21 protein-coding genes are annotated in these 21,898 nt (G+C 67.8%); 10 read left to right on the forward strand and 11 right to left on the reverse strand.

Annotated features, from left to right (window positions below; translation table 11 throughout):
• The 4 genes from ahcY (at position 1) to ACW175_RS00320 (ending at position 4,327) form a co-directional block, all read left to right on the forward strand.
• A complete protein-coding gene (ahcY, locus tag ACW175_RS00305) occupies positions 1 to 1,392 on the forward strand; it encodes an adenosylhomocysteinase (protein ID WP_492102696.1) in 1,392 nt (463 codons plus the stop codon).
• Between the two features lie 146 nt (positions 1,393 to 1,538).
• Complete coding sequence (locus ACW175_RS00310; RefSeq protein WP_492102697.1) at positions 1,539 to 2,390, forward strand: bifunctional hydroxymethylpyrimidine kinase/phosphomethylpyrimidine kinase; 852 nt, start codon at positions 1,539 to 1,541, stop codon at positions 2,388 to 2,390.
• A gap of 1 nt (position 2,391) precedes the next feature.
• Positions 2,392 to 3,519 carry a serine hydrolase domain-containing protein gene (locus ACW175_RS00315; RefSeq protein ID WP_492102698.1) on the forward strand — a complete coding sequence of 376 codons (1,128 nt, stop codon included), beginning with the start codon at positions 2,392 to 2,394 and terminating at the stop codon, positions 3,517 to 3,519.
• Between the two features lie 16 nt (positions 3,520 to 3,535).
• The gene (locus tag ACW175_RS00320) at positions 3,536 to 4,327 is read left to right on the forward strand and encodes a transporter (RefSeq protein WP_492102699.1); all 792 of its coding nucleotides are present in this window, start codon (positions 3,536 to 3,538) and stop codon (positions 4,325 to 4,327) included.
• A 16-nt stretch (positions 4,328 to 4,343) separates the two neighbouring features.
• Here ACW175_RS00320 and rarD read toward each other — a convergent pair whose 3' ends face one another.
• From rarD to ACW175_RS00335, 3 genes are all read right to left on the reverse strand, one after another.
• Positions 4,344 to 5,255 carry an EamA family transporter RarD gene (gene rarD, locus ACW175_RS00325; protein WP_492102700.1) on the reverse strand — a complete coding sequence of 304 codons (912 nt, stop codon included), beginning with the start codon at positions 5,253 to 5,255 and terminating at the stop codon, positions 4,344 to 4,346.
• Positions 5,256 to 5,347: 92 nt separating this feature from the next.
• Complete coding sequence (locus ACW175_RS00330) at positions 5,348 to 6,376, reverse strand: aspartate-semialdehyde dehydrogenase (protein ID WP_492102701.1); 1,029 nt, start codon at positions 6,374 to 6,376, stop codon at positions 5,348 to 5,350.
• 97 nt (positions 6,377 to 6,473) lie between these two features.
• Entirely contained in the window at positions 6,474 to 7,823 is a 1,350-nt protein-coding gene (locus tag ACW175_RS00335) for a TonB family protein (RefSeq protein ID WP_492102702.1), read from the reverse strand.
• 126 nt (positions 7,824 to 7,949) lie between these two features.
• On the opposite strand from ACW175_RS00335, the gene polA reads away from it, so the two are divergent.
• Both polA and ACW175_RS00345 read left to right on the forward strand, forming a co-directional pair.
• On the forward strand, positions 7,950 to 10,856 hold the full coding sequence (gene polA / locus ACW175_RS00340; protein WP_492102703.1) for a DNA polymerase I: 2,907 nt from the start codon (positions 7,950 to 7,952) through the stop codon (positions 10,854 to 10,856).
• A 175-nt stretch (positions 10,857 to 11,031) separates the two neighbouring features.
• Entirely contained in the window at positions 11,032 to 12,993 is a 1,962-nt protein-coding gene (locus ACW175_RS00345; RefSeq protein ID WP_492102704.1) for a methyl-accepting chemotaxis protein, read from the forward strand.
• Between the two features lie 90 nt (positions 12,994 to 13,083).
• Here ACW175_RS00345 and ACW175_RS00350 read toward each other — a convergent pair whose 3' ends face one another.
• The 7 genes from ACW175_RS00350 to ACW175_RS00380 form a co-directional block, all read right to left on the reverse strand.
• Positions 13,084 to 13,221, reverse strand: coding sequence for a hypothetical protein (locus ACW175_RS00350; RefSeq protein ID WP_492102705.1), 138 nt, complete (start codon positions 13,219 to 13,221; stop codon positions 13,084 to 13,086).
• 194 nt (positions 13,222 to 13,415) lie between these two features.
• The gene (locus ACW175_RS00355; RefSeq protein WP_492102706.1) at positions 13,416 to 14,603 is read right to left on the reverse strand and encodes an acetyl-CoA C-acyltransferase; all 1,188 of its coding nucleotides are present in this window, start codon (positions 14,601 to 14,603) and stop codon (positions 13,416 to 13,418) included.
• Positions 14,604 to 14,810: 207 nt separating this feature from the next.
• Entirely contained in the window at positions 14,811 to 15,242 is a 432-nt protein-coding gene (locus tag ACW175_RS00360; RefSeq protein WP_492102707.1) for a DUF1330 domain-containing protein, read from the reverse strand.
• Positions 15,243 to 15,371: 129 nt separating this feature from the next.
• Complete coding sequence (locus ACW175_RS00365) at positions 15,372 to 16,073, reverse strand: TPM domain-containing protein (RefSeq protein WP_492102708.1); 702 nt, start codon at positions 16,071 to 16,073, stop codon at positions 15,372 to 15,374.
• 1 nt (position 16,074) lies between these two features.
• Positions 16,075 to 16,848: a TPM domain-containing protein gene (locus tag ACW175_RS00370; RefSeq protein ID WP_492102709.1), complete on the reverse strand. Its 774-nt coding sequence runs from the start codon at positions 16,846 to 16,848 to the stop codon at positions 16,075 to 16,077.
• A 109-nt stretch (positions 16,849 to 16,957) separates the two neighbouring features.
• Positions 16,958 to 17,608: a LemA family protein gene (locus tag ACW175_RS00375; RefSeq protein ID WP_492102710.1), complete on the reverse strand. Its 651-nt coding sequence runs from the start codon at positions 17,606 to 17,608 to the stop codon at positions 16,958 to 16,960.
• 80 nt (positions 17,609 to 17,688) lie between these two features.
• Complete coding sequence (locus tag ACW175_RS00380; RefSeq protein ID WP_492102711.1) at positions 17,689 to 19,002, reverse strand: acyl-CoA dehydrogenase family protein; 1,314 nt, start codon at positions 19,000 to 19,002, stop codon at positions 17,689 to 17,691.
• A 166-nt stretch (positions 19,003 to 19,168) separates the two neighbouring features.
• Between ACW175_RS00380 and ACW175_RS00385 the strand changes: the two genes are divergently transcribed.
• Positions 19,169 to 19,585 (forward strand): hypothetical protein, encoded by a 417-nt coding sequence (locus tag ACW175_RS00385; protein ID WP_492104867.1) that lies wholly within the window; start codon positions 19,169 to 19,171, stop codon positions 19,583 to 19,585.
• On the opposite strand, the gene ACW175_RS00390 is transcribed toward ACW175_RS00385, so the two are convergent.
• Positions 19,582 to 19,992, reverse strand: coding sequence for an ElyC/SanA/YdcF family protein (locus ACW175_RS00390; protein ID WP_492102712.1), 411 nt, complete (start codon positions 19,990 to 19,992; stop codon positions 19,582 to 19,584). The genes ACW175_RS00385 and ACW175_RS00390 overlap by 4 nt on opposite strands.
• Positions 19,993 to 20,416: 424 nt before the next feature.
• On the opposite strand from ACW175_RS00390, the gene ACW175_RS00395 reads away from it, so the two are divergent.
• The 3 genes from ACW175_RS00395 to ACW175_RS00405 all read left to right on the forward strand — a co-directional run bounded on the left by ACW175_RS00395 (position 20,417) and on the right by ACW175_RS00405 (position 21,896).
• Positions 20,417 to 20,755, forward strand: a complete 339-nt coding sequence (locus ACW175_RS00395) for a DUF8200 family protein (protein WP_492102713.1) — start codon at positions 20,417 to 20,419, stop codon at positions 20,753 to 20,755.
• Positions 20,756 to 20,909: 154 nt separating this feature from the next.
• Complete coding sequence (locus ACW175_RS00400; RefSeq protein ID WP_492102714.1) at positions 20,910 to 21,149, forward strand: hypothetical protein; 240 nt, start codon at positions 20,910 to 20,912, stop codon at positions 21,147 to 21,149.
• 192 nt (positions 21,150 to 21,341) lie between these two features.
• A complete protein-coding gene (locus tag ACW175_RS00405; protein ID WP_492102715.1) occupies positions 21,342 to 21,896 on the forward strand; it encodes a F0F1 ATP synthase subunit delta in 555 nt (184 codons plus the stop codon).
• Positions 21,897 to 21,898: the final 2 nt, after the last annotated feature.

Below are 21,898 nucleotides of genomic sequence, written 5' to 3' on the forward strand. Positions count from 1 at the left end.
GTGGCCGACTATATCGTCAAGGACATCTCGCTCGCCGATTTCGGCCGCAAGGAACTGGCTATCGCCGAGACCGAAATGCCGGGCCTGATGGCCACGCGCGCCGAGTACGGTCCGCAGCAGATCCTGAAGGGCGCCCGCATCGCCGGCAGCCTGCACATGACCATCCAGACCGGCGTGCTGATCGAGACGCTGACGGCTCTGGGCGCCGAGGTCCGCTGGGCGTCGTGCAACATCTTCTCGACCCAGGACCACGCCGCGGCCGCCATCGCCGCCTCGGGCGTGCCGGTGTTCGCCTTCAAGGGTGAAAACCTGGTCGAGTACTGGGAATATGCCCACAAGATCTTCGAGTGGCACGACGGCGGCTACCCGAATCTGATCCTGGACGACGGCGGCGACGCCACCCTGCTCTGCGTGCTGGGCCCGAAGGCCGAGAAGGATCCGTCGATCCTGAACAACCCGCAGAACGAGGAAGAAGAAGCCCTCTACGCCGTGATGAAGAAGTACCTGGCCGAAAAGCCGGGCTTCTACTCGGCCATCCGCGCGGCCATCGGCGGCGTGTCGGAGGAAACCACCACGGGTGTGCACCGCCTGTACCAGATGGCCGCCAAGGGCGACCTGCCGTTCCCGGCCATCAACGTCAACGACAGCGTCACCAAGTCGAAGTTCGACAACCTGTACGGCTGCCGTGAATCGCTGGTCGACGCGATCCGTCGCGGCACCGACGTCATGCTGTCGGGCAAGGTCGCGGTGGTCTGCGGCTATGGCGACGTGGGCAAGGGCTCGGCCGCCTCGCTGCGCCAAGGCGGCGCCCGCGTGATCGTCACCGAGATCGACCCGATCTGCGCCCTGCAGGCGGCGATGGAAGGCTATGAAGTCCAGACCCTGGACGACGTGGCCGGCCGCGCCGACATCTTCGTCACCGCCACGGGCAACAAGGACGTCATCACCGTCGATCACATGCGGCAGATGCGCAACAACGCCATCGTCTGCAACATCGGCCACTTCGACTCGGAAATTCAGGTCGCTGGCCTGAAGAACTTCAAGTGGGACGAGATCAAGCCGCAGGTCCACCACGTGGAATTCCCGGACGGCAAGAAGATCATCCTGCTGTCGGAAGGCCGCCTGGTGAACCTGGGCAACGCCACGGGCCACCCCTCGTTCGTGATGTCGGCCTCGTTCACCAACCAGACGCTGGCCCAGATCGAACTGTGGACCAACAAGGCCAAGTACGAGAACCAAGTCTACACCCTGCCCAAGCACCTGGACGAGAAGGTCGCCTTCCTCCACCTGGAGAAGCTGGGCGCCAAGCTTTCGACCTTGCGCAAGGACCAGGCCGACTACATCGGCGTGCCGGAAACGGGCCCGTTCAAGCCGGACCACTATCGCTACTAGTCGTGACATCCGCCGCGCCAGTTTCCGCAGCGGAAATCGTTTGAAACCAAGAGGAAAGGCCCGCCGGCGACGGTGGGCCTTTTCTTTTTCGGCCACGTGTCGGGACGCCCTATTCAAGTCCGCATTGCTCGGCTAATCGCTTTGCCATGCCGTTAGCCTTGATCATCTCCAGCCACGTCGCCGGCAGCCAGGTGGGCGCGACGGCGCAAGCCACCGCCCTGGCGCAGTTTCGCATCGACTCGATGGTCGTGCCGACCGTGCTGTACGGCCGCCATCCCGGCTGGGGCATCCCCGGCGGGGCGCCGGTGCCGATCGAGGTGTTCGAAGGCATGATGGACGGCATCGAGGCCAACGGGCTGTTCGGTCTCGTCGATCTGGTCATCACCGGCTATTTCGCCACCGCCGCCCAGGTGCGGGCCGCGGCCCGGGTCATCGACGCCGTGCGCGAGTCGCCCCGTCCGAACGGCGCGGCGACCCGGCGGCCGACCGTGATCGTCGACCCGACCATGGGCGACGCCGGCAAGGGTCTCTACATTCCGACCGAGACCGCCGACGCCATCATCGCCGACCTGATCCCGCGCGCCGACGTCGTGGCCTGCAACAGCTGGGAGCTGCAGAAGCTGACCGGGACAGACGCCCGCGATCCGCAGAGCGCCATGCGCGCCGCCCGGCTGCTGGGCAAGATCACGCTGGTTTCGTCCGTGCGGCGCGGAGCCGAGATCGGCGCCGTGCTGGCCGACAAGAAGGAGGCCTGGCTGGCCGCGCACGCCAAGTCCGAGCGTTCGCCCAACGGCACCGGCGACCTGCTGACCGCCCTCTATGCCGCCTCGATCCTGGAGGGGCAGACCTTCTCGTACGGCCTGGCCCGCGCCGTGGGCGGGGTGGCCGAGACGGTCACCGCGGCCAATATCTGGAACGCGCCGGAGCTGCCGATCGTGGCCATGGGCGCGCGGATCAAGCAGACCTCGCCGACGGTCCGCATCGAGCGGCTGGCTTAGAATGGTCGGCGAAATCAACGGCCTCTGCCCCGACCGTTTCGCCCGGGTGCGCGAGGCGTTCGAAGCCAATTTCGTCGATGGGGGCGAACTCGGCGCCCGCTTTTCGTTCGCCGTCGACGGCGAGATCGTCGTCGATCTGATGGGTGGCTTCGCCGACCGCAAGCGCGAGGTCGCGTTCGGTCCCGACACCCTGACGGCCCTGTTCTCGACCACCAAGGCGGTGGCGGCCCTGATGATCGCGCGCCTCGTCGACGAAGGCCGCCTGGCCTATGACCAGCCCGTCGCCGACGTCTGGCCGGAGTTCGCCCAAGCCGGCAAGGGCCAGGTCACGGTCGAGCAGGCGCTGTCGCATCAGGCCGGCTTGTCGGGCTTCCCGGACCAGACCGATCCGGAACTGTGGTTCGACTGGGACGCGACCTGCGCCAAGCTGGCCGCCATGGCCCCGCTGTTCCCGATCGGCTCGGCCAGCGGCTATCACCCCGTCACCTACGGCTATATCGCCGGCGAGATCTTCCGCCGCGTCGACGGCCGGACGATGGGGACGGCGCTGCGGGAAGACATCTGCCAGCCCCTGGGCCTGGACCTGTGGATTGGCCTCCCCGACAGCGAGCATGGCCGTGTCGCCGACCTGATGCGCCCGACGGCCCTGCCGAAGTTCGGCGAACTGAACGCCGCGGTGCAGGCCGCCTTCCTCAAGCCCTGGTCCTCGCCCGGCGGGCGCGGCGCGGCCGAGTGGCGGCGGGTCGAGATCCCCTCGGCCAACGGCCACGCCACCGCCGCGGCCCTGGCCCGGCTGATGGGCGCCCTGGCCACGGACGGGACGCTGGGACGGCGCTCGATCATCACCCCGGCCGGGATCAAGGCCGCCAGCGCCCAGCGCATCATCGGCCAGGACCTGGTGCTGCCTTTCGTGATCAGCTGGGGCGCGGGCTTCATGCGCAACGAGCCCAACATGTTCTACGGCCCGACGCCCGAGGCGTTTGGCCACTCGGGCTGGGGCGGCTCGTGCGCCTTCGCCGACCCGACGCGCGGCGTGTCGGGGGCCTATGTGATGAACAAGCAGGGCGCGGCGCTGATCGGCGATCCGCGCGCGGTGCGCCTGATCGAGGCGGCCTACGCTTCGCTCTGAGCGCGGGAGGGACGGCATGAAGACGTTCGCGGGTTTCATCTGCGTCCTCGCCTTGGCCGGCGCGGCGCACGCGCAGGACCGCGATTTCTGCGCCGACCGGCCCGGCAGAGGCTCGCCGCCCTGCGTGCTGGACCAGGGGCGCTTCCAGGCCGAGCTGGGCGGGGTCGACGCCGCCTTCAGCCGGGGCGGCGGGGTCTCGGTCAATGATGTTTCCTACGGCGGGCTGGAGCTGCGGTTGGGCCTGACCTCGACCGTCGAAGGCCAGCTCACCTGGACCGCCCACGAGCGGATCAGGACCAAGGACCACGGCGTCGTCTCGACCGTCTCGGGCGCGGGCGACCTCGGCCTTGGCCTGCGGTGGTCGTTGAAGAACCCCGGCGGCGACGGTCTTTCGGCCGCGATCCAGCCCTATGTCACCGCCCCGACCGGCGCGCACGGCATCGGCGGCGATCTCTGGCAGGGCGGGGTGATCGTCCCGCTCTCGATCCCGCTCAACGCCGACTGGTCGCTCAGCCTGTCGCCCCAGGTCGAGGCGCGGGAGAATGCGTCGGGCGCGGGCCGCCACGCCGGCTACGCCCTGGCCGGCGGCGTGGGACGCGCGGTCGGCCCGGTGAATCTCGGCGCGGAACTGTGGGTCGATCGCGATGACGACCCGTCCGGTCACGTCACCCAGGCCAGTTTCGACCTGACCGCGGCCTGGACGCCGAAGGCCCTGCACGACGTCCAGCTGGACGCCTCGGCCTATGTCGGCCTCAACCACCAGACTCCGGACCTGGAACTGGTGGTCGGCCTGGCGCACCGCTTCTAGGGTCCTGGCCCGGTCGTCAGGCCGGCGCCAGGACCTTGGTCTTCTTCCAGGCCCCGTAAGCGAAGGTGGCCACGCCCAGCCAGATGAACACGAACGACAGCGCTCGCAGCGGCGTGAAGGCCTCGCCGAACGCCACGCCCAGCAGGAACTGGATCGTGGGGGCGATGAACTGCAGGAAGCCGACGGCGCTGAGCGGCAGGCGGCGGGCCGACCAGGCGAACAGGGCCAGCGGCACGACCGTGGCCGGACCAGCCAGGGCCAGCAGGCCCGTGACCGCGCCGCCGTGGCCGAAGTGGCCTTGGCCGCTCGCCTGCAGGTGCAGCACATAGGCCAGGCCCGGCAGGGCCAGATAGGCGCATTCGACGAACAGGCCGGTCTGGGCGTCGGCCTTCACCTGTTTGCGCAGGATGGCGTAGGCGCAGAAGGTGGCGGCCAGGCCCAGCGACACGATCGGCAGATGGCCCAGGGCGAGGGTCTGGATCGCGACGCCGACGGCCGCGAAGCCGATGGCGACCTTGCCCTCCGTGGTCATGCGCTCGCGGAACAGCAAGGCCCCGGCGGCCATGTTCATCAGCGGGTTGATGTAATAGCCGAGGCTGGCCTCGATCACGTGGCCGGCGTTCACCGCGAAGACATAGATCGTCCAGTTGCTGAAGATCGCCGCCGTCGACAGCAGCAGCATCCCCAGCGTGCGCGGCTGGCGCAGCACCTGGGCCACCTGGCCGCCCTGCCGGGCGATCAAGACGAGGCCGCCGGCCCATAGCACCGACCACAGCGAGCGGTGGGCGATCATCTCCCAGGACGTCGCGCCCAGGTTCGAGAGCAGGTGGAAATAGAGGGGCAGGAAGCCCCAGAGCAGGTAACAGCCGACGCCGGCGGCATAGGCGGAGCGGCCTTCGGCCTGGGTCTGGTTCACGCTCGCCGACATGGCGTCGTCCTTCTGGCTCGGAAATGAAAAAGGGCTCCCGGGAGGTCTGCCCCGGGAGCCCTGATTTCCACCCGCTTATTGCGGATCGTGGCTTAGGCCGGGGTCTTCTGCTTGATCAGGCCCTTGTCGTGCAGCAGCTGGGCGATCTGCACGGCGTTCAGCGCCGCGCCCTTGCGCAGGTTGTCGGCGACGCACCACAGGACGATGCCGTTCTCGACGGTCGGGTCGGTGCGGATGCGCGAGACATAGACCGGGAACTCGCCAGCGCTTTCCTTCGGCGTCATGTAGCCGCCGTCCTCGCGCTTATCTATGACCTCCACGCCTTCGGCGTCGCGCAGGATCTCGCGGACGTCGTCCTCGTCCAGCGGGGTCTCGAACTCGATGTTCACGGCTTCGGCGTGGCCGACCATGACGGGGACGCGCACGCAGGTGGCGGTCAGCTTGATCGACGGATCCAAGATCTTCTTGGTCTCCATCATCATCTTCCACTCTTCCTTGGTGTAGCCATCCTCCATGAAGACGTCGATGTGGGGGATGACGTTGAAGGCGATCTGCTTGGTGAACTTCTTGGGCGGTGGGGCGCCCAGGACGAACACGCCCTTGGTCTGGTCCCACAGCTCGTCCATGCCTTCCTTGCCCGCGCCGGACACGGACTGGTAGGTCGAGACGACCACCCGCTTGATCTTGGCTTCGGCGTGCAAGGGAGCCAGCACCACCACCAACTGCGCCGTCGAGCAGTTGGGGTTGGCGATGATGTTCTTCGGCAGCGTATTGACCGCCTCGGGGTTCACCTCCGGCACCACCAGCGGCACGTCCGGATCCATCCGGAAGTGGCTGCTGTTGTCGATGACGATCGGACCGGCACGGCCGATCTTCTCGCCCCATTCCTTGGAGATGGCGCCGCCGGCGCTCATCAGCACGATGTCGACCGTCGAGAAGTCGAACTTCTCCAGGTCTTCGCAGTGCAGGATCTGACTGCCGAACGAGACTTCGACGCCGATGGATTTGCGGCTGGCGATGGCGTGCATCTTGTCCACGGGGAATTTGACTTCCTCGAGGATGTTGAACATCTCGCGGCCCACATTGCCCGTGGCGCCGACCACGGCGACCCGGTAACCCATCGCGCTCTCCTGAAACTGTGTCCGCGTACCGCGCGGAGCGTGGATCCCGTACGCCTCATGCCCCCCTTGCGCAAGGCGAGGAAAGCTGGCGCGCCGATCAGCCAGGCTTGCCCGCCGGAGCGGCGAGCGCGTCCTCGGCCTTGACGTCCAGGCTGAACTGAACCGGGATGGTGACGGTCAGGCCGTCGACCGTGTCGCCCTCAAGCGTCCAGGGGTTCATCCGCATGACCTTGACCGCCTCGACCGCGGCCTGGCCGAAGCCGAGGCCGGCCGGGCTTTCGCGCGCGGGCTTGCAGCCGATCAGTTCGCCCGTGGCGGTGATCGTGCAGGTCGCCGCGCCGACGCCCGACGTAACGCCCGCCTTCGCGGCCGCCCGCGGATAGACTTCCGCCATGCCCTCGGCCGAAAGGGTGCGGATCCAGCGCGGCTTGGTCAGCTTGCGGGCCTCCGGCGCGGTTGGATCGCGGAAGCGGAACGGCAGGTCGATCTTATAGTCTTTGAAGGTCTTGGCGTCGGCCGTGCCGATATTGACCAGGAACAGCTTCGAGAGGTCCTGGGCCGCCTTGCCAAAGCCCTTGCCGCGCGGGTTTTCGGAGATCACGTCGCAGCTGCGAAGTTGGCCGGTCTTCATGAGCACGCAGCGCAGGGCGGCCTGGCCGAACGGTTGGCCGGTCGCGGCCTTGGGCCAGGCGGCGGCGAGCTCGGCTTGGGTGGGGACGCGGTTCCAGGGCGGGTCCAGCACGATGGAGGTGGTGTTGATCGGCGCGGCGCCGCGCGGCTCCTCCCAGGTGATCGGGATGGTGACGTCACCGCCCGGCACGGCATGGCCGCCCCGGATCTTGGGCGACATCCGAAACTGCGGGGCCAGCTGCAGGCCGGCGCCGCCGAAGTTCATGCCTTCGGGGGATTCAGAGAGGACCTTGCAGGCTTCGAGGAAGCCCTCGACGGTGGCCTTGCAGCGGATCACGGCCTTGCCGCCGATGCGCCGGTCCAGCGCCTTCTTGGGGAAGACATTGGCGATCTCGGCGCCGTTGGGCTTGCGGATCCAGTCTGGATTGGCGTCGCCGGGCGCGAGGAACTCGAAACTCGTGCGGACCGGCCGGCCCTCGACCGACGCGCCCTGGGCGTCCTTCGTGGCGATCCGCTCGTAGCCGACCACCGATAGAGCGGCCTGGCCGAAGCCCTGGCCGGCGGGATCCTCGCGCAGCACCCTGCAATCGGCCAGGTGTCCGCCCTTATCGGCGATGCAGCCCAGCACGGCCTTGCCGGTGACGGTCGCGGCCTTCGGGAAAGCGGCCTTCATCTTGGCCTCGGGCACGTGGGTGACGAAGTTCGGCCGCCAGCCCGAGGGCGGGGCGTCGTCCTCGGTCTGGGCGAAAGCGGCCGTCGACAGGGCGGCGGTGGAAAGGCCGGCCGTGAGCAGGGCCAGGAGGAGAGTGCGGAACACGGGAAACCCCAGGAATGGGCCGGCGCACGACCCCTTCGCGGCTCGACCTTAGGTGGAGCCTAGGCGATCCATTTGCGCGCCGCCAGAGGGTTCCCGACACACCTTCCGCCCCCTATGTTGCCGGCCATGACCGACGCCGCCGCGCCCCCGCTTCCGAACGCTTCCGAACTGACCCAGGACGGCCCGACCGTCCGGCTCTTTCTCGTGGACGGCTCGGCCTATCTGTTCCGCGCCTATCACGCCTTGCCGCCGCTGACCCGCAAGAGCGACGGCCTGCCGGTGGGCGCCGTCCAGGGCTTCTGCAACATGCTGTGGAAGCTGCTGCGCGACATGCAGGGCGACACGCCCACCCACCTGGCGGTGATCTGGGACCACTCCGAGAAGACGTTCCGCAACACCCTCTACGACAAGTACAAGGCCCACCGTCCGCCGCCGCCCGAGGACCTGATCCCGCAGTTCCCGCTGGTGCGCGAGGCCACCCTGGCGTTCGGCGTGCCGGCCATCGAGCTGCCCGGCTACGAGGCCGACGACCTGATCGCCGCCTATGCCTGCAAGGCCCGCGAAATGGGCGGCGAGGCCGTCATCGTCTCGTCGGACAAGGACCTGATGCAGCTGGTCGGCGACGGCGTCTCGATGTTCGACCCGATGAAGGGCCTGCGCATCGAGCGCGAGCAGGTGTTCGAGAAGTTCGGCGTCTATCCGGACAAGGTCGTCGACGTTCAGGCTCTGTGCGGCGACAGCGTCGACAATGTTCCGGGAGCCCCCGGGATTGGCGTCAAGACCGCCGCCCAGCTGATCAACGAGTATGGCGATCTCGACACGCTGCTGGCCCGGGCCGGCGAGATCAAGCAGCCCAAGCGTCGCGAGACCCTGATCGAATTCGCCGACCAGATCCGCCTGTCACGGGCCCTGGTGAAGCTGGACTGCGACACCCCGCTGCCGGAGCCTCTGGACGCGCTGACCGTGCGCGAGCCCGACAAGGAGGTCCTGGCCGCCTTCCTCGAGCAGATGGAGTTCCGCACCCTGGCCCGCCGGGTCGGCGACGGCTCGGCCTCGGCGACGCCTGGAACGCTGGAGCGGCCCCCCGGTCTTGGAGGAGGGGGCACGCCCAAGGCCCCGATCAGCACGGTCTCCTACATGGGCGCCGCCGCGCGCGCCGCCGCCAGCGCGGTGGCGGAACCGGTCAGCATCGATCACGCGGCCTATGTCCGCATCCAGGACCTCGACACCCTGAAGGCCTGGGTCGCCAAGGCCACGGCCAAGGGCGTGGTGGCCTTCGACACCGAGACCGACGCCCTGTCGTCGGCCACGGCGGGCCTCTGCGGCGTGTCTCTGGCCATCAACGCCGGCGAGGCTTGCTACATCCCGGTCGGCCACTGCGAAAAGGACGGCCTGGCGCTGGAGGCCGCCGCCGACCTGGTGCAGATCCCGCTGGACGAGGTCATCGCCACCCTGAAGCCGCTGCTGGAAGACCCGGCGGTGCTGAAGGTGGCCCAGAACGCCAAGTACGACATCGCCGTCCTGGCCCGCCACGGCGTCCAGGTCGCGCCTATCGACGACACCATGCTGATCTCCTACGTGCTGGAGGCGGGCCTGCACGGCCACGGCATGGACGAGCTGTCGGAGCTGCACCTCGGCCACAAGCCGATCCCGTTCAAGCAGGTGGCGGGCACGGGCAAGGCCCAGATCAGCTTCAAGCATGTGGGCCTTAACGAGGCGACGGCCTATGCCGCCGAGGACGCCGACGTCACCCTGCGCCTGTGGGAAGTGCTGAAGCCGCGACTGGCGCGCGAGGGGCTGGCGACCGTCTACGAGACGCTGGAACGTCCTCTGCCGACCGTGCTGGCGATGATGGAGAACAATGGGGTTCGGGTCGATCCCGAGGCGCTGCGCCTGCTGTCCAACGAGTTCTCGCTGCGGATGGCCAAGTTCGAGGCGCGCGCCCAGGAGATCGTCGGCCGCCCGTTCAACCTGGGCAGCCCCAAGCAGATCGGCGACGTGCTGTTCGGCGAGATGAGCATGAAGGGCGGCAAGAAGACCGCCACCGGCCAGTGGTCGACCGACAGCGATGTGCTGGAGAGTCTGGCCCTGGAGCACGAGCTGCCGCGCGTCCTGCTCGACTGGCGCCAGCTCTCCAAGCTGAAGGGCACCTATACCGAGAACCTGATCGCCGCGATCGCGCGAAGCACGGGCCGGGTCCACACCTCCTACGCCCTGGCCGCGACGACGACGGGCCGCCTGTCCTCGTCCGACCCCAACCTGCAGAACATCCCGGTCCGCACCGAGGAAGGCCGCAAGATCCGCAAGGCGTTCATCGCGCCGCCGGGCAAGGTGCTGATCAGCGCTGACTACAGCCAGATCGAACTGCGCCTGCTGGCCCATATCGGCGACATCCCGCAGCTGAAGAAAGCCTTTCAGGAAGGCCTCGACATCCACGCCATGACGGCCTCGGAAATGTTCGACACGCCGATCGAGGGTATGCCGTCGGAGGTGCGTCGCCGGGCCAAAGCCATCAATTTCGGCATCGTCTACGGCATCTCGGCGTTCGGTCTCGCCAATCAGCTAGGCATCGGCCAGGGCGAGGCGGGGGCCTATATCAAGACCTATTTCGAGCGCTTCCCGGGCATCCAGGCCTATATGGACGCGACCAAGGCGTTCGTGCGCGAGCACGGCTACGTCACGACCGTCTTCGGCCGCAAGATCAACATCCCCGAGATCCAGTCCAAGTCGGTCGGCCAGCGTCAGTTCGCCGAGCGCGCGGCGATCAACGCCCCGATCCAGGGCGCGGCCGCCGACGTCATGCGCCGGGCCATGATCCGCATGCCCGCCGCCCTGGAGGCGGCTGGACTGGAGGCGCGGATGCTGCTGCAGGTGCACGACGAACTGGTCTTCGAAGCGCCGGAAGGCGAGGCCGATCGCGCCTGCGCGGTGATCAGCCAGGTCATGGAAAAGGCGGCCGAGCCGGCGGTGGCCCTGTCCGTTCCGCTCACGGTGGAGGCCCGCGCCGCGCTCAACTGGGATGAGGCCCATTGATCAGAAAAGTGGCGGACTGATCGTTTGTGCGACATTCCGCCACGTCACGGTTAATGCCCCAGAAACGGTTGGGGGTCACTGTGCCGGTGACGCCCGCGAACCAAAGTATAGTTTCAAAGAGTAGTGTTATCTGAGGTTTAGCGGTCGCCGCCCCCACTTCGAGGAGCCCCGACCGGTGTCTTTTGGCGATCTGAAAATTCCGCACAAGCTGATGGCGGTCTTCGCTGTCATGCTCGCGACCATCATGGTGATGGGCGTGTCCCTCTACGCCAACAAGGTCGGTCTCGGCCATTCGGTGGAACGCACCGAGCGCGCCTATGAGATGCTGCGCCAGGCGGATACGGCCGCCTTCCGCCTGACCCGCCAGGAGAACTCGCTGCGCGGCTTCCTGCTGTCGGGCGACAACTACTACGTCAAGCGCCTGGAAGAGGCGCACAAGCCGAAGTTCTTGAAGGCGTTGGATGCGCTGCGCACCCTGGCCGCTGGGGACAAGGAAGACCTGGCCCGCATCGCCGCCGTCGACGCCGCCTATGCCGACTACCGTAAGCTGGCCATCGAGCCGGGCGAGACCCTGGGCGCCGATCCGGCCACCCGGCCGCAGGCGGTCGAGCTGGTGCGTAACGACGGCGTCGCCGACAAGGCCGTCACCCCGGTCGAGGATGCGATCGAGGCGATCTCCAAGAACGCCGAGGCCGAGCTGGCGACGGAAGCCGCCGCGCAGAAGAAGGCCTCGCTGGAATCGACCCTGGCCCTGGCCGTCGGCATCCTGATCACGGCGGGCATCGCCATCGGCGGGGGGCTGCTGCTGACCGGCGCGATCGCCAAGCCGGTCACCGCGATGACCAACGCCATGCGTCGCCTGGCCTCGGGCGACAACACCGTCGAGGTGCCGGCTCAGGGCCGCAAGGACGAGATCGGCGACATGGCCGCCGCCGTCGCTTACTTCAAGGATTCCGAGGCCGAGAAGGTCCGCATCGAGGCCGCCGCCGTCGACCAGCGCCAGGCCGCCGATCGCGAACGCGCCGCCAACGAGGCCGAGAAGGCCGAGGTCGCCCGCAACGACGCCATCGCCATCACCGCGCTGAACGAGGCGCTGGACCACATGGCCGGCGGCGACCTGACCCACCGGATCACCACCCCGTTCGCGCCCAAGGTCGAAAGCCTGAAGGCCAACTTCAACGCCGCCGCCGACCGCATGCAGCAAGCGATCCAGTCGATCAACGCGGCCACCGGCGGCGTCAACAGCGGCGCCGACGAGATCGCCGAGGCCTCGGACAACCTCTCGCGCCGGACGGAACAGCAGGCCGCTAGCCTGGAGGAGACCGCCGCGGCCCTGGACGAGATCACCGCGACGGTCCGCAAGACCGCCTCGGGCGCCAAGGAGGCCTCGCAGGTCGTGGCCAACGCCCGGTCGGACGCCGAACGCTCGGGCCGCATCGTCAGCCAGGCCGTCGCCGCCATGACCGAGATCGAGACCTCCTCGACTCAGGTCGGCAATATTATCGGCGTCATCGACGAGATCGCCTTCCAGACCAACCTGCTGGCCCTCAACGCCGGGGTTGAAGCCGCCCGGGCGGGTGAAGCCGGCCGGGGCTTCGCCGTCGTCGCCCAGGAAGTTCGGGCCCTTGCCCAGCGCTCGGCCGACGCCGCCAAGGAGATCAAGACCCTGATCTCGACCTCGACCCAGCAGGTCGGCGCGGGCGTGGATCTGGTCGGTCAGACCGGCGAGGCCCTGAGCCGCATCGTCGAGCAGGTCGCCTCGATCGACGCGTTGATGAAGGAGATCTCGGCCTCGACCACCGAGCAGGCCACCGGCCTGAACGAGGTCAACGGCGCGGTGAACCAGATGGACCAGGTCGTCCAGCAGAACGCCGCCATGGTCGAGGAAGCCACCGCGGCCTCACACTCGCTGAAGAACGAGGCCGCGGCCTTGATGGAGCTGGTCGGTCGCTTCCGGGTCACCGAGGGCGCGCCGGCCGTCGCGAAGTCGCGTCCGGCCCAGACGACCTATCGTCCGCCGGCCCAGGCGCCAGCGCGTGCGCCCGCCCGGCCAGAGCCCGCGCGTCCCGTCGTCTCGGCTCGCCCGGGACGCGGTTCGGCCGCCGTGGCGGTCCGCGAGGATTGGGAAGAGTTCTGATCGCCCCAGTCTGAATCGCCCCAGTCTGATCAGCGATCTTGAGCGGGCTCTCCGGGAAACCGGGGAGCCCGTCTTCGTTCAGCCGAGGGCTTACCCGCGGTTCAGCGCGATCGTCTGGAACGACGACTTGGTGGTCTGCGGCGCATGGCTGGCGTTCGGCGTCGGGAGGGCCAGGCCGATGGCGGCGGCGATCAGCAGGGCGACGGTGAAGAAGGCTTTGGCAGCCATGGTCCTATCTCGGGTCTGGCGTCTTGAAGCGACAATTCGCGGGCGCCGACGAGAGCCTAGATGGCTCCGCGTCCGGCGGGTTCAAGGCCCGGGACCTGTGGTCCCGAAGCGTCCTGATCCAATAGGAAAGGCCGGAAACCCGCTTGCGGGTTCCCGGCCTTTTTGGACCGATACGCTAGGAACTTTTGGAGAGCCTAGAAGATCTCAAACAGGCCCGCCGCCCCCATGCCGCCGCCGATGCACATGGTCACCACGCCCAGCTTGGCGCCGCGACGCTTGCCTTCCATCAGCAGGTGGCCGGCGCAGCGGGCGCCGGTCATGCCGAAGGGGTGGCCGATAGCGATCGAGCCGCCGTTGACGTTGTACTTCTCGGGATCGATGCCCAGCTTGTCGCGGCTGTAGAGGCACTGGCTGGCGAAAGCCTCGTTCAGCTCCCAAAGGTCAATGTCGTCGATCTTCAGGCCGTGGCGTTCCAGCAGGCGCGGCACGGCGAAGACCGGTCCGATGCCCATCTCGTCAGGCTCGCAGCCGGCGACGGCGAAGCCGCGGAAGGCGCCCAGCGGGGTCAGGCCGCGCTTCTCGGCTTCCTTGGCTTCCATCACCACCACGGCGGCGGCGCCGTCCGACAGCTGGCTGGCGTTGCCGGCGGTGACGAACTTGCCCTCGCCCATGACGGGCTTCAGGCTGGCCAGGCCTTCCAGGGTGGTGTCGGCGCGGTTGCACTCGTCCTTGTCGACCACGTAGTCGACGAAGCTCTCTTCCTTGGTCTCCTTGTTGACCACCTTCATCTTGGTGGCCATCGGCACGATCTCGTCCTTGAACAGGCCGGCGGCCTGGGCGGCGGCGATGCGCTGCTGGCTGCGCAGGGCGTATTCGTCCTGATATTCGCGGCTGATGTTGTAGCGCTTGGCGACGATGTCGGCGGTGTCGATCATCGCCATCCACAGGGCCGGATGGGTGCCCATCAGCTTCTCTTCGGTGATGTGGAAGCGGTTCATGTGACCGCCGCCCTGCACCAGCGAGATCGACTCGACGCCGCCGCCGATGGCGACATTGGCGCCGTCGTTACGCACGTAGTTGGCCGCCGTGGCGATGGCTTGCAGGCCCGACGAGCAGAACCGGTTGATGGTCTGGCCCGAGGTGGTGACCGGCAGGCCGGCCCACATGGCCGCGTTGCGGGCCACGTTCATGCCGGTGGCGCCTTCGGGGCCGCCGCAGCCCAGGGCCACGTCTTCCACTTCGGCGCCTTCCAGCCCGGCGCGCGACACGGCGTGCTGGATGGCGTGACCGGCCATGGCCGCGCCATGGGTGTTGTTGAAGCCGCCCCGATTGGACTTGGCCAGGCCCGTGCGGGCGTAAGAGACGATAACCGCTTCGCGCATAGAGGCGCACTCCCCGTTAAACGTTAGTTTGAATTGGGCTCACCCTAGACCGGCTTTCCGCGCGGCGAAAGATGACGCTAGAGCGTGGCAGCCGAAAGTGTGAGCGGTTTCGGCGCCTGCCACGCTCTAAGTGTTTGAGGTAGAGCCTGTTTATCCGTTTCTGATGGCTCCATCAGAAACGGACAGGCTCTAGCGTCAACGGCAGGTCTATTCCCCGAACCCCTGGCCCGGCGCCATCGGCGCCAGGCGGATCAGCCGGGAGTCCTCGACCGCCGCCGTGCGGTGCTTGACGAATTCGCGGTAGTCCGGGTTCGTGACCATGGCCAGGAAGGCGCCGGCGTTGGGATATTCGGCGATGAAGGCCAGGTCCCAGCGTTCGTCCGAGGGGCCGGTGACCACGCCCTCGGGCCGTCCCGCCCAGACCTGCCGTCCGCCCAGGCTGGCGAACAGCGGCGCGGTGGCGCGGCCATATTCGCGATAGGCCTCAAGGCCGGTCAGGCCCTTCCCATGATGGGGATGGCCCTCTGGATAGTCGGCGGCGGGCTTCAGCCGGACCAGGTTGAGCATCTGGATCGGCGTGTCGCGCGGCAGGGCCTTGAAGGCGTCGAACTGCTCGCGGGTGGGGTCGATGCTGGCCATGGTTCCTCCGGTCTCGGCGCCTCAGCGCTCTTGTTCGGCCCGCATGGAAGGCCAGAACCGAAACAACGCCAAGCTCAATATCGCGAGGGCCACGGCTTCAGCAGGGCGTGACCGCCCATCTCCTTGTCCTCACCGCTTCGTCAGGATGGTCAGGCCATCGGGCAGTTCGTTGCGGTCGTCGGGGCGCGGGGGGATGTGGGCGGCCAGGATCGTTCCGGCCCGGCTCACGGCGGCGACGAAGCCGTCGGCGATCCTGCCGCGCTTGAGGCCGTCGACCAGGTCGGCGACGACCTCGTTCCAGACCGTGTTGGGCGCCGCGGCGTAGATGCCTTCGTCGGCGATGACCTCGACCCTGTGCTCGGCCAGGGCGGCGAAGATCAGCACGCCGGTGCGGTCGCGGGTGACGTGCAGGCCGTGGCTGAGGAACTGCTCCATGGCCGCGCGCTTGACCCGGGCGGTCTTGAGCGAGCCGGGGGTGAGCGCGCGGCGAACGGGCGGAATGGACACCACCAGCGCCACCACGACGAAGACCACCAGCTGCAGAGCGATATAGGTCGACAGCGCCGACAGGATCGCCCCGTCCAGGGCCGCTTGATGGCCAATGCTCCAGCCGCCGAACAGCCGGGTCAGCATCTCCGGTCGGAAGCCGGCGAACAGGGCGCCGGCCGGGAGCACCAGGGACGCGGTCGCCGCCCAGGCCAGCGGCGTCTCGCGATAGTCCGACACCTCGGGCGCCAGGACGCAGAAGATTTCGCCGGCGGTGGTCTTCTCGGCCTGCGCGACCGCGCCGGCGATGCGGTCGAGATCCTGCGGGGTCATGCCTTGCGCCATCTCACCAACTCCCCGAACTGCCGCCGCCGCCGAACGATCCGCCGCCGCCGGAGAAACCGCCTCCGCCACCGCCGCCGCCGCCGCTCCAGCCGCCACCGCCTCGGCCGCCATTGTTCAGCGCGCCCAGGATGATCCACGGCAGGGCCGACGAGAGGCCGCCGCGTCGACGGCCCCGGAACAGGCTGGAGAAGACGAAGATGATGAACAGGAAGATCAGGAAGCCGATGATCGGCGAGCCGCTGGCCTTCTGCCGCTCGGGCTGGCTGGCCTCGACGATCCGGGCCTTGGCCTGGTCGGCGGGCAGGCTGAGCTGCTCGACCAGGGCGTTGGTCCCCGCGACGACGCCGCCCTCCATGTCGCCATCGCGGAACTTCGGCAGGATGGCGCTCTGGATGATGACGCTGGACAGGGCGTCGGTCAGGACCGGCTCCAGGCCGTAGCCGACCTCGACCCGCACCTTCCGGTCGTTGGGCGCGACCAGCAGGATGACGCCCGTGTTCTTGTCCTTCTCGCCGATGCCCCAGGTCCGGCCTAGCTGATAGCCGTAGTCCTCGATCGGATAGCCGTCGAGGCTGGGCACCGTGGCCACGACCAGCTGGCGGCCGGTCGTGGTCTCGAGGTTTTCAAGCTTCGTCGTCAGGTCCTGCTCGACCTGGGGAGACAGGATCTGGGCGTTGTCGACCACCCGTCCGGTCAGGGCCGGGAACTTCGGCTCGGCGAAGGCAGGGAGGGCCACCGTCAACGCCAGGGCAACGGCCAGCAAAAACCCGCTCATTCCCGCGAAAGCGGGAACCCAAGCGGATTTGGCCACGGCAGCGCCGCCCGAAACCGTCAGGCTCGGCTTGGGTCCCCGCTTTCGCGGGGATGAGCGGGATATTTCCAACTCAGTTGACCTTCGGCGGGGTCGCCGTCGGCGGGCTGGAGAAGTCCACCGTCGGGGCGGTTTGCGCCGAGGCGGAGGCCTGGAACAGCTGGGCCGGCTTCTGGCCGCTGTACATGGTCTTGGCCCAGAACACGCTGGGGAACGTCCGCAGAGTGGTGTTGTAGGTCTGGGCGGTGGTGTTGTAGTCGCGGCGCGCGATGGTGATGCGGTTCTCGGTGCCTTCCAGCTGGCTCTGCAGCGCCAGGAAGTTCTGGTTCGACTTCAGGTCCGGATACTGCTCCTGGATCATCATCAGCCGGCCCAGCACGCCCGACAGCTTGTCCTGGGCGGCGGCGTACTGCTGGAACTGGGCCGGATCGGTGATGGTCGAGGCGTCGACCTTGACCTGGGTGGCGCTGGCGCGAGCCTGCGTCACCTCGACCAGCACGCTCTTCTCCTGGGCGGCGTAGCCCTTCACCGTGGCGACCAGGTTCGGCACCAGGTCGGCGCGGCGCTGGTACTGGTTTTGCACCTCGGCCCAGGCGGCCTTGGTGGCCTCGTCCTGCGTGGGGATGGTGTTGATGCCGCAGCCGGCCAGCGTCGCGGGGATGGCGACGATCAGGGCGGCGCGCGCGGCGTTACGGCCAAGACGAGCGAGGACGAGACGGTTCATGGAGCCTCCAGCGCGAACATGTATGCTCGCGTACCGATGTTAGATAGCGCGTCCATTGATACACGTCAGGTCGCGACGGATTAAACCTTATCCATGTCCGCCCGTTCCTGCGCGAAGGCCTGTTTTCGCGGGCCCATGTAGCCGAATAGCCAGGCCGCCACCTTGCGCATCTGGATCTCCTCGCTGCCCTCGGTGATCCGGTAGCGGCGGTGGTGGCGGTAGATGTGCTCGAACGGCTTGTGGCGAGAGTAGCCGATGCCGCCGTGGATCTGCATGGCCCGGTCGGCGGCCTCGCAGCACAGGCGGTTGGCCCAGTAGTTACACATCGAGACCTTGTCGGAGAGCCGTTTCTCGACCTCTGGCTTGGTCATCTGATCCATGTCCCAGGCGGTCTTGCGGATCAGCAGGCGCAGCATCTCGGCCTGGGTGGCCAGCTCGACGATGGGGAACTGGATGGCCTGGTTCTCGGCCAGGGCTTTGCCGAACGGTTTCCGCGCGCGCGCGTACTTGATGCTTTCTTCTATGCAGTAAGTCGCGGCGCCCAGGCTGGAGGCTGCCTGGCGAATGCGGTTCTCGTGCACGAAGTGCTGGGCCAGAGCCAAGCCGCCGCCCTCGGGTCCAAACATCGCCGACTCCGGGACCCAGACATTGGTGAAGCTGACTCGCGGGTGGTCGGTCGGCATGTTGAAGGTCCAGAGGTACTCCTCGATCTTCACGCCGGGCGCGTGGGCGGGGACCAGGAAGGCGGTGATCCCCCGGGCGTCGCCGTCCTCGCCCGAGGTGCGGGCGAACAGGCAGCAGTGGGTGGCCGCGTGCATGCCCGTGGTCCACATCTTCTCGCCGTCGATCCGCCAGCCGGCCTCGCCCTTGTGTTCTTCAGGGACCGCGCGGGTCTCCATGAAGGTGGCGTCCGAGCCGTGCTCGGGCTCGGTCAGGCCGAAGGTCGGGCGGAAGGCGCCCTTGTCCAGCATGTCGCCGATCAGGTGCTGCTGGTCGGGCCGGCCGAAGTCGCGGATCATCAGCACGAACGGATTGTTGCCGACGATCGAGTGCTCGTTCTGCAGGTCGTTGAACAGGCCAAGGCCCTTGCTGGCCAGATGCTCGCGGATCACCGCCATCCAGAGGTTGGAGCCGTCCTGGCCGCCATAGGCCTTGGGCAGGGCGAAGCGGTAGTGGCCCGCCTGGTCGGCCAGCTTGCGGGCCCGCGCCAGCAGCGCCTCCCACTCGTGCTTGGGCAGACCGCCGCCGTCCCAGTCGGTGCGGGCCCATTCGCGGCGGTGGTCGAAGAAGCGCTCGTTGTCGTCGCGCGCCTGCAGGGGCGCGATCTCGCGATCGATGAAGGCGTCGAGGTCGGCCAGATAGGCGGTCAGCTCAGGCGGCAAGTGGAAGTCCATGGCAAAGCCTCCCTCAAGCGCGTTTTGGGCGCACATCTTATGGTTATGGCGAGAGACTAAGCGCGGCGAGCGGTCGGGGCCAACCGTGCCCCTTGGGAATGGAGGATGGAACCGGCCTTAACCGGTCCTTGACCAGAGCGCGCGTAGGGTTTCCGACATGATCACCATGGCCGCCTTCGCGATCATTGGGGCCGCGCTCGGACTGTTCGTCCGGCCGCGCTGGCTGGGTGTTCTGCTGCCGATCGTCCTGGCCGTCCTGGTCGAGGGCGGGGTCTACTGGGCCATCGGCGTCATGGATCGCCAGCCGAACCGTGAGGTTCTGATCATCCGCCTGCACGCCATCTTCGGCGAGGGCTGGATCGGCATGATCGGCCCGGTCGCCGCCGCCGTGATCGGCGGCGTCATGGCCGCCCTGCTGGGCGCCTTCACCGAACCGAAGACGGTCGCCCCGGTGCTGACCGCCGAGGGCATCCAGCGTCGGGCCGGCAAGAACGGTCGCTATGCTCGCGCCGAGGGCATGGTCGAAGAGCGCGCCATCCACGCCAAGGCCGAGAGCCGGATCGACCAGATCCTGGGGCTCTAGGAGTCCGCCAGGCCTGGCGATGGAAACAGACGTCCTCCCCAGATGACGCCGCCCTGGTCCACGATCCTGCCCCGGGCCCGCGCCTCGTGCGCGACATAGGCCTCGATCTCGGCCGGATCTTCCGCAGGGTGAAAGTCTATCGCGTGATCGGCCGCCACGCAGGCGAAGATCATGCGGCAGCGCGCCAGATGGAAGCGCGACGTGACGACCTGGAAGCGTCTCAGCCGATGCTCGGCGGCATAGGCGGCGATCATCATGGCGTCCTCGACCGTGTTGGCGCTGAGAAACCCTCTCGGTTCGAGATGAGCCTCGGGCACGCCCTCTCGGATCAGGGCGGCGTTGCAGTAGGCGCGATGTGGCAGGAGCGCGCGATTGAAGTTGTCGCCATGGCCGCCGGTGACGATCACCTTCAGGGTCGGCGTGACGTGAAGAGCCGGGCCGCCGCCTCGATCCGTGTCATCGTCACGGGGGAAAGCGCGCCGTCTATCGCATTGGCGAACCCCATCACGAACAGGCAGTCAGGCGAGGCCGCAGTCATGGTCGTGTTCGCCTCACCCCAATCTGGTCGCCGATTCCGGATGAACCCACACTTTCCATGGAGGCCGTCGCCGTTTCCATAAAATTCGATGCGCGTCCGAAATTCCGCTTGCGCAATTTCTTATCACTGATATCTAAGCGATGCTTAGTTCGGATCCGAAGCACCGGTGGGGATACCGGTGTGGCCGCCTCAGATAGGGCGGTCCCAGGGGATTGGCAGGGTCCGGGCGGCCAGTACGCTTTTCACCGATCAACGATCCGACCGCGATTTCCCCCACACCGGAGGGCTTTCTGATGAAGCTCCGCACCCTGACGGCTGTCGCCGCCATCTCCTTCTCCCTGTTCGCTGGCTCTGCTTTCGCCGACGGCCGCATCGCCGCCGCGCTGGACACCCCCGTGGCCGCCAAGACCAAGGTCGTCGCCGGCGGGGCCGTCTTCGTCTGCGAAGGCGCCGAGTGCGTCTCGGCCCAAGCCCCTTCGCGGGCCCTCACCGCGGTCGCCTGCAAGGCGCTCGCCAAGGAAGTGGGTCGCGTCGCGGCCTTCGGCGGCGAAACCAAGTCGCTGGACGCCGACGACCTGACCCGCTGCAACGCCTCGGCCAAGGACGTTTCGTCCCTGGCCGCGGCTAAGTAGGAACACGTACCGCGCTTTACCTGAGTACCAGACGCGTTGTGGGTCGTCGTTTCTCCGACCCGGTCTGGCTGTTTCCTCGAGCATTCGCCTTCAAGGGCGGCGGAAACCTTCCGCCGCCCCTTTTCTTTTCCGGACCAGTGATTAGTTGACGCTGATGGACACGAGCTTGGCCGCACAGCTGGAAACCGTTCTGCGCAAGGCCGCGGGCGAAGGAACGGCCCTGGCCTCGATGGCCGTGGACTATGCCGGGGAGCCCGGCGACGGCGCCCTGGCGCCCAAGGCCTGGGTGGAGCGAGCGACTCGAAGTCTCGTCTTCGCCCAAGGCGAGCTGCGCCGCCCGGACGGCGCTCTGGCCGCCTCGGCCTCGGCCGTGTTCCGTCGCGCGGCGGACTGAACACTCAAGCCTGGCTCGCCCCTTTGGTTGCGACCGCGAAAGGCCCGTGTTATCAGGCGCGCGGCTTCGGACGGGGCGGCGCGGCAGCGCCGGCCGTCCATGCGCTTTTTACAAGCGCGCTCAAGCCTTTAAGTCGCGACAGGGGTTAATCTTCTTGTCCGCGGCCATTGCAACGCACCGGGCGGATACCAAGTGGCGGACGAAACCAAGGCGACGGATGCGGGTCAGCGCTATGCGCAGTCCCTCTTCGAACTGACGATCGAGAACGGCTCCCTGCAGAAGGTCGAGGCCGACCTGAAGAGCCTGAAGGCCATGGTGGCCGACAGCGCCGACCTGCGCCGTCTGATCGCCTCGCCGGCCTTCACCGCCGAGGACAAGGGCAAGGGCCTGTCCGCCGTCGCCGCCAAGGCCGGCTTCCAGCCGCTGACCACCAAGTTCCTGGGCCTCGTCGCCGCCAACGGTCGCGCCGGCGACCTGCTGGGCGCGATCACCGCCTTCTCCGAGCTGTCGGCCAAGCACCGCGGCGTCGTCACCGCCGAGGTCGTCTCGGCCGCCGCCCTGTCGCCCGCCCAGCTGAAGGGCGTGCAAGCCGCCCTCGCCGAAGCGCTCGGCAAGACCCCCGAAGTTTCCACGCGCGTCGATCCGTCCCTGTTGGGCGGTCTGAAGGTGCGCGTCGGTTCGCGTCTCTTCGACGCTTCGCTCCGTTCGAAGCTCGATTCCCTGAAATTCGCCCTGAAGCGCGCTTAAGC

The organism is Caulobacter sp. FV1ye6ST, from assembly GCF_058681225.1.

Excerpts from the sequence above, each read along its gene's own strand:
- ACW175_RS00400 (WP_492102714.1), top strand. The coding sequence starts at position 20,910 with ATGGACACGAGCTTGGCCGCACAGCTGGAAACCGTTCTGCGCAAGGCC.
- ACW175_RS00360 (WP_492102707.1), bottom strand. The coding sequence starts at position 15,242 with ATGGCCAGCATCGACCCCACCCGCGAGCAGTTCGACGCCTTCAAGGCC.
- ACW175_RS00320 (WP_492102699.1), top strand. The coding sequence starts at position 3,536 with ATGAAGACGTTCGCGGGTTTCATCTGCGTCCTCGCCTTGGCCGGCGCG.
- ACW175_RS00370 (WP_492102709.1), bottom strand. The coding sequence starts at position 16,848 with ATGAGCGGGTTTTTGCTGGCCGTTGCCCTGGCGTTGACGGTGGCCCTC.
- ACW175_RS00380 (WP_492102711.1), bottom strand. The coding sequence starts at position 19,002 with ATGGACTTCCACTTGCCGCCTGAGCTGACCGCCTATCTGGCCGACCTC.
- polA (WP_492102703.1), top strand. The coding sequence starts at position 7,950 with ATGACCGACGCCGCCGCGCCCCCGCTTCCGAACGCTTCCGAACTGACC.
- ACW175_RS00365 (WP_492102708.1), bottom strand. The coding sequence starts at position 16,073 with ATGGCGCAAGGCATGACCCCGCAGGATCTCGACCGCATCGCCGGCGCG.
- rarD (WP_492102700.1), bottom strand. The coding sequence starts at position 5,255 with ATGTCGGCGAGCGTGAACCAGACCCAGGCCGAAGGCCGCTCCGCCTAT.
- ACW175_RS00355 (WP_492102706.1), bottom strand. The coding sequence starts at position 14,603 with ATGCGCGAAGCGGTTATCGTCTCTTACGCCCGCACGGGCCTGGCCAAG.
- ACW175_RS00385 (WP_492104867.1), top strand. The coding sequence starts at position 19,169 with ATGGCCGCCTTCGCGATCATTGGGGCCGCGCTCGGACTGTTCGTCCGG.
- ACW175_RS00375 (WP_492102710.1), bottom strand. The coding sequence starts at position 17,608 with ATGAACCGTCTCGTCCTCGCTCGTCTTGGCCGTAACGCCGCGCGCGCC.
- ACW175_RS00315 (WP_492102698.1), top strand. The coding sequence starts at position 2,392 with ATGGTCGGCGAAATCAACGGCCTCTGCCCCGACCGTTTCGCCCGGGTG.
- ACW175_RS00310 (WP_492102697.1), top strand. The coding sequence starts at position 1,539 with ATGCCGTTAGCCTTGATCATCTCCAGCCACGTCGCCGGCAGCCAGGTG.
- ACW175_RS00350 (WP_492102705.1), bottom strand. The coding sequence starts at position 13,221 with ATGGCTGCCAAAGCCTTCTTCACCGTCGCCCTGCTGATCGCCGCCGCC.
- ACW175_RS00330 (WP_492102701.1), bottom strand. The coding sequence starts at position 6,376 with ATGGGTTACCGGGTCGCCGTGGTCGGCGCCACGGGCAATGTGGGCCGC.
- ACW175_RS00395 (WP_492102713.1), top strand. The coding sequence starts at position 20,417 with ATGAAGCTCCGCACCCTGACGGCTGTCGCCGCCATCTCCTTCTCCCTG.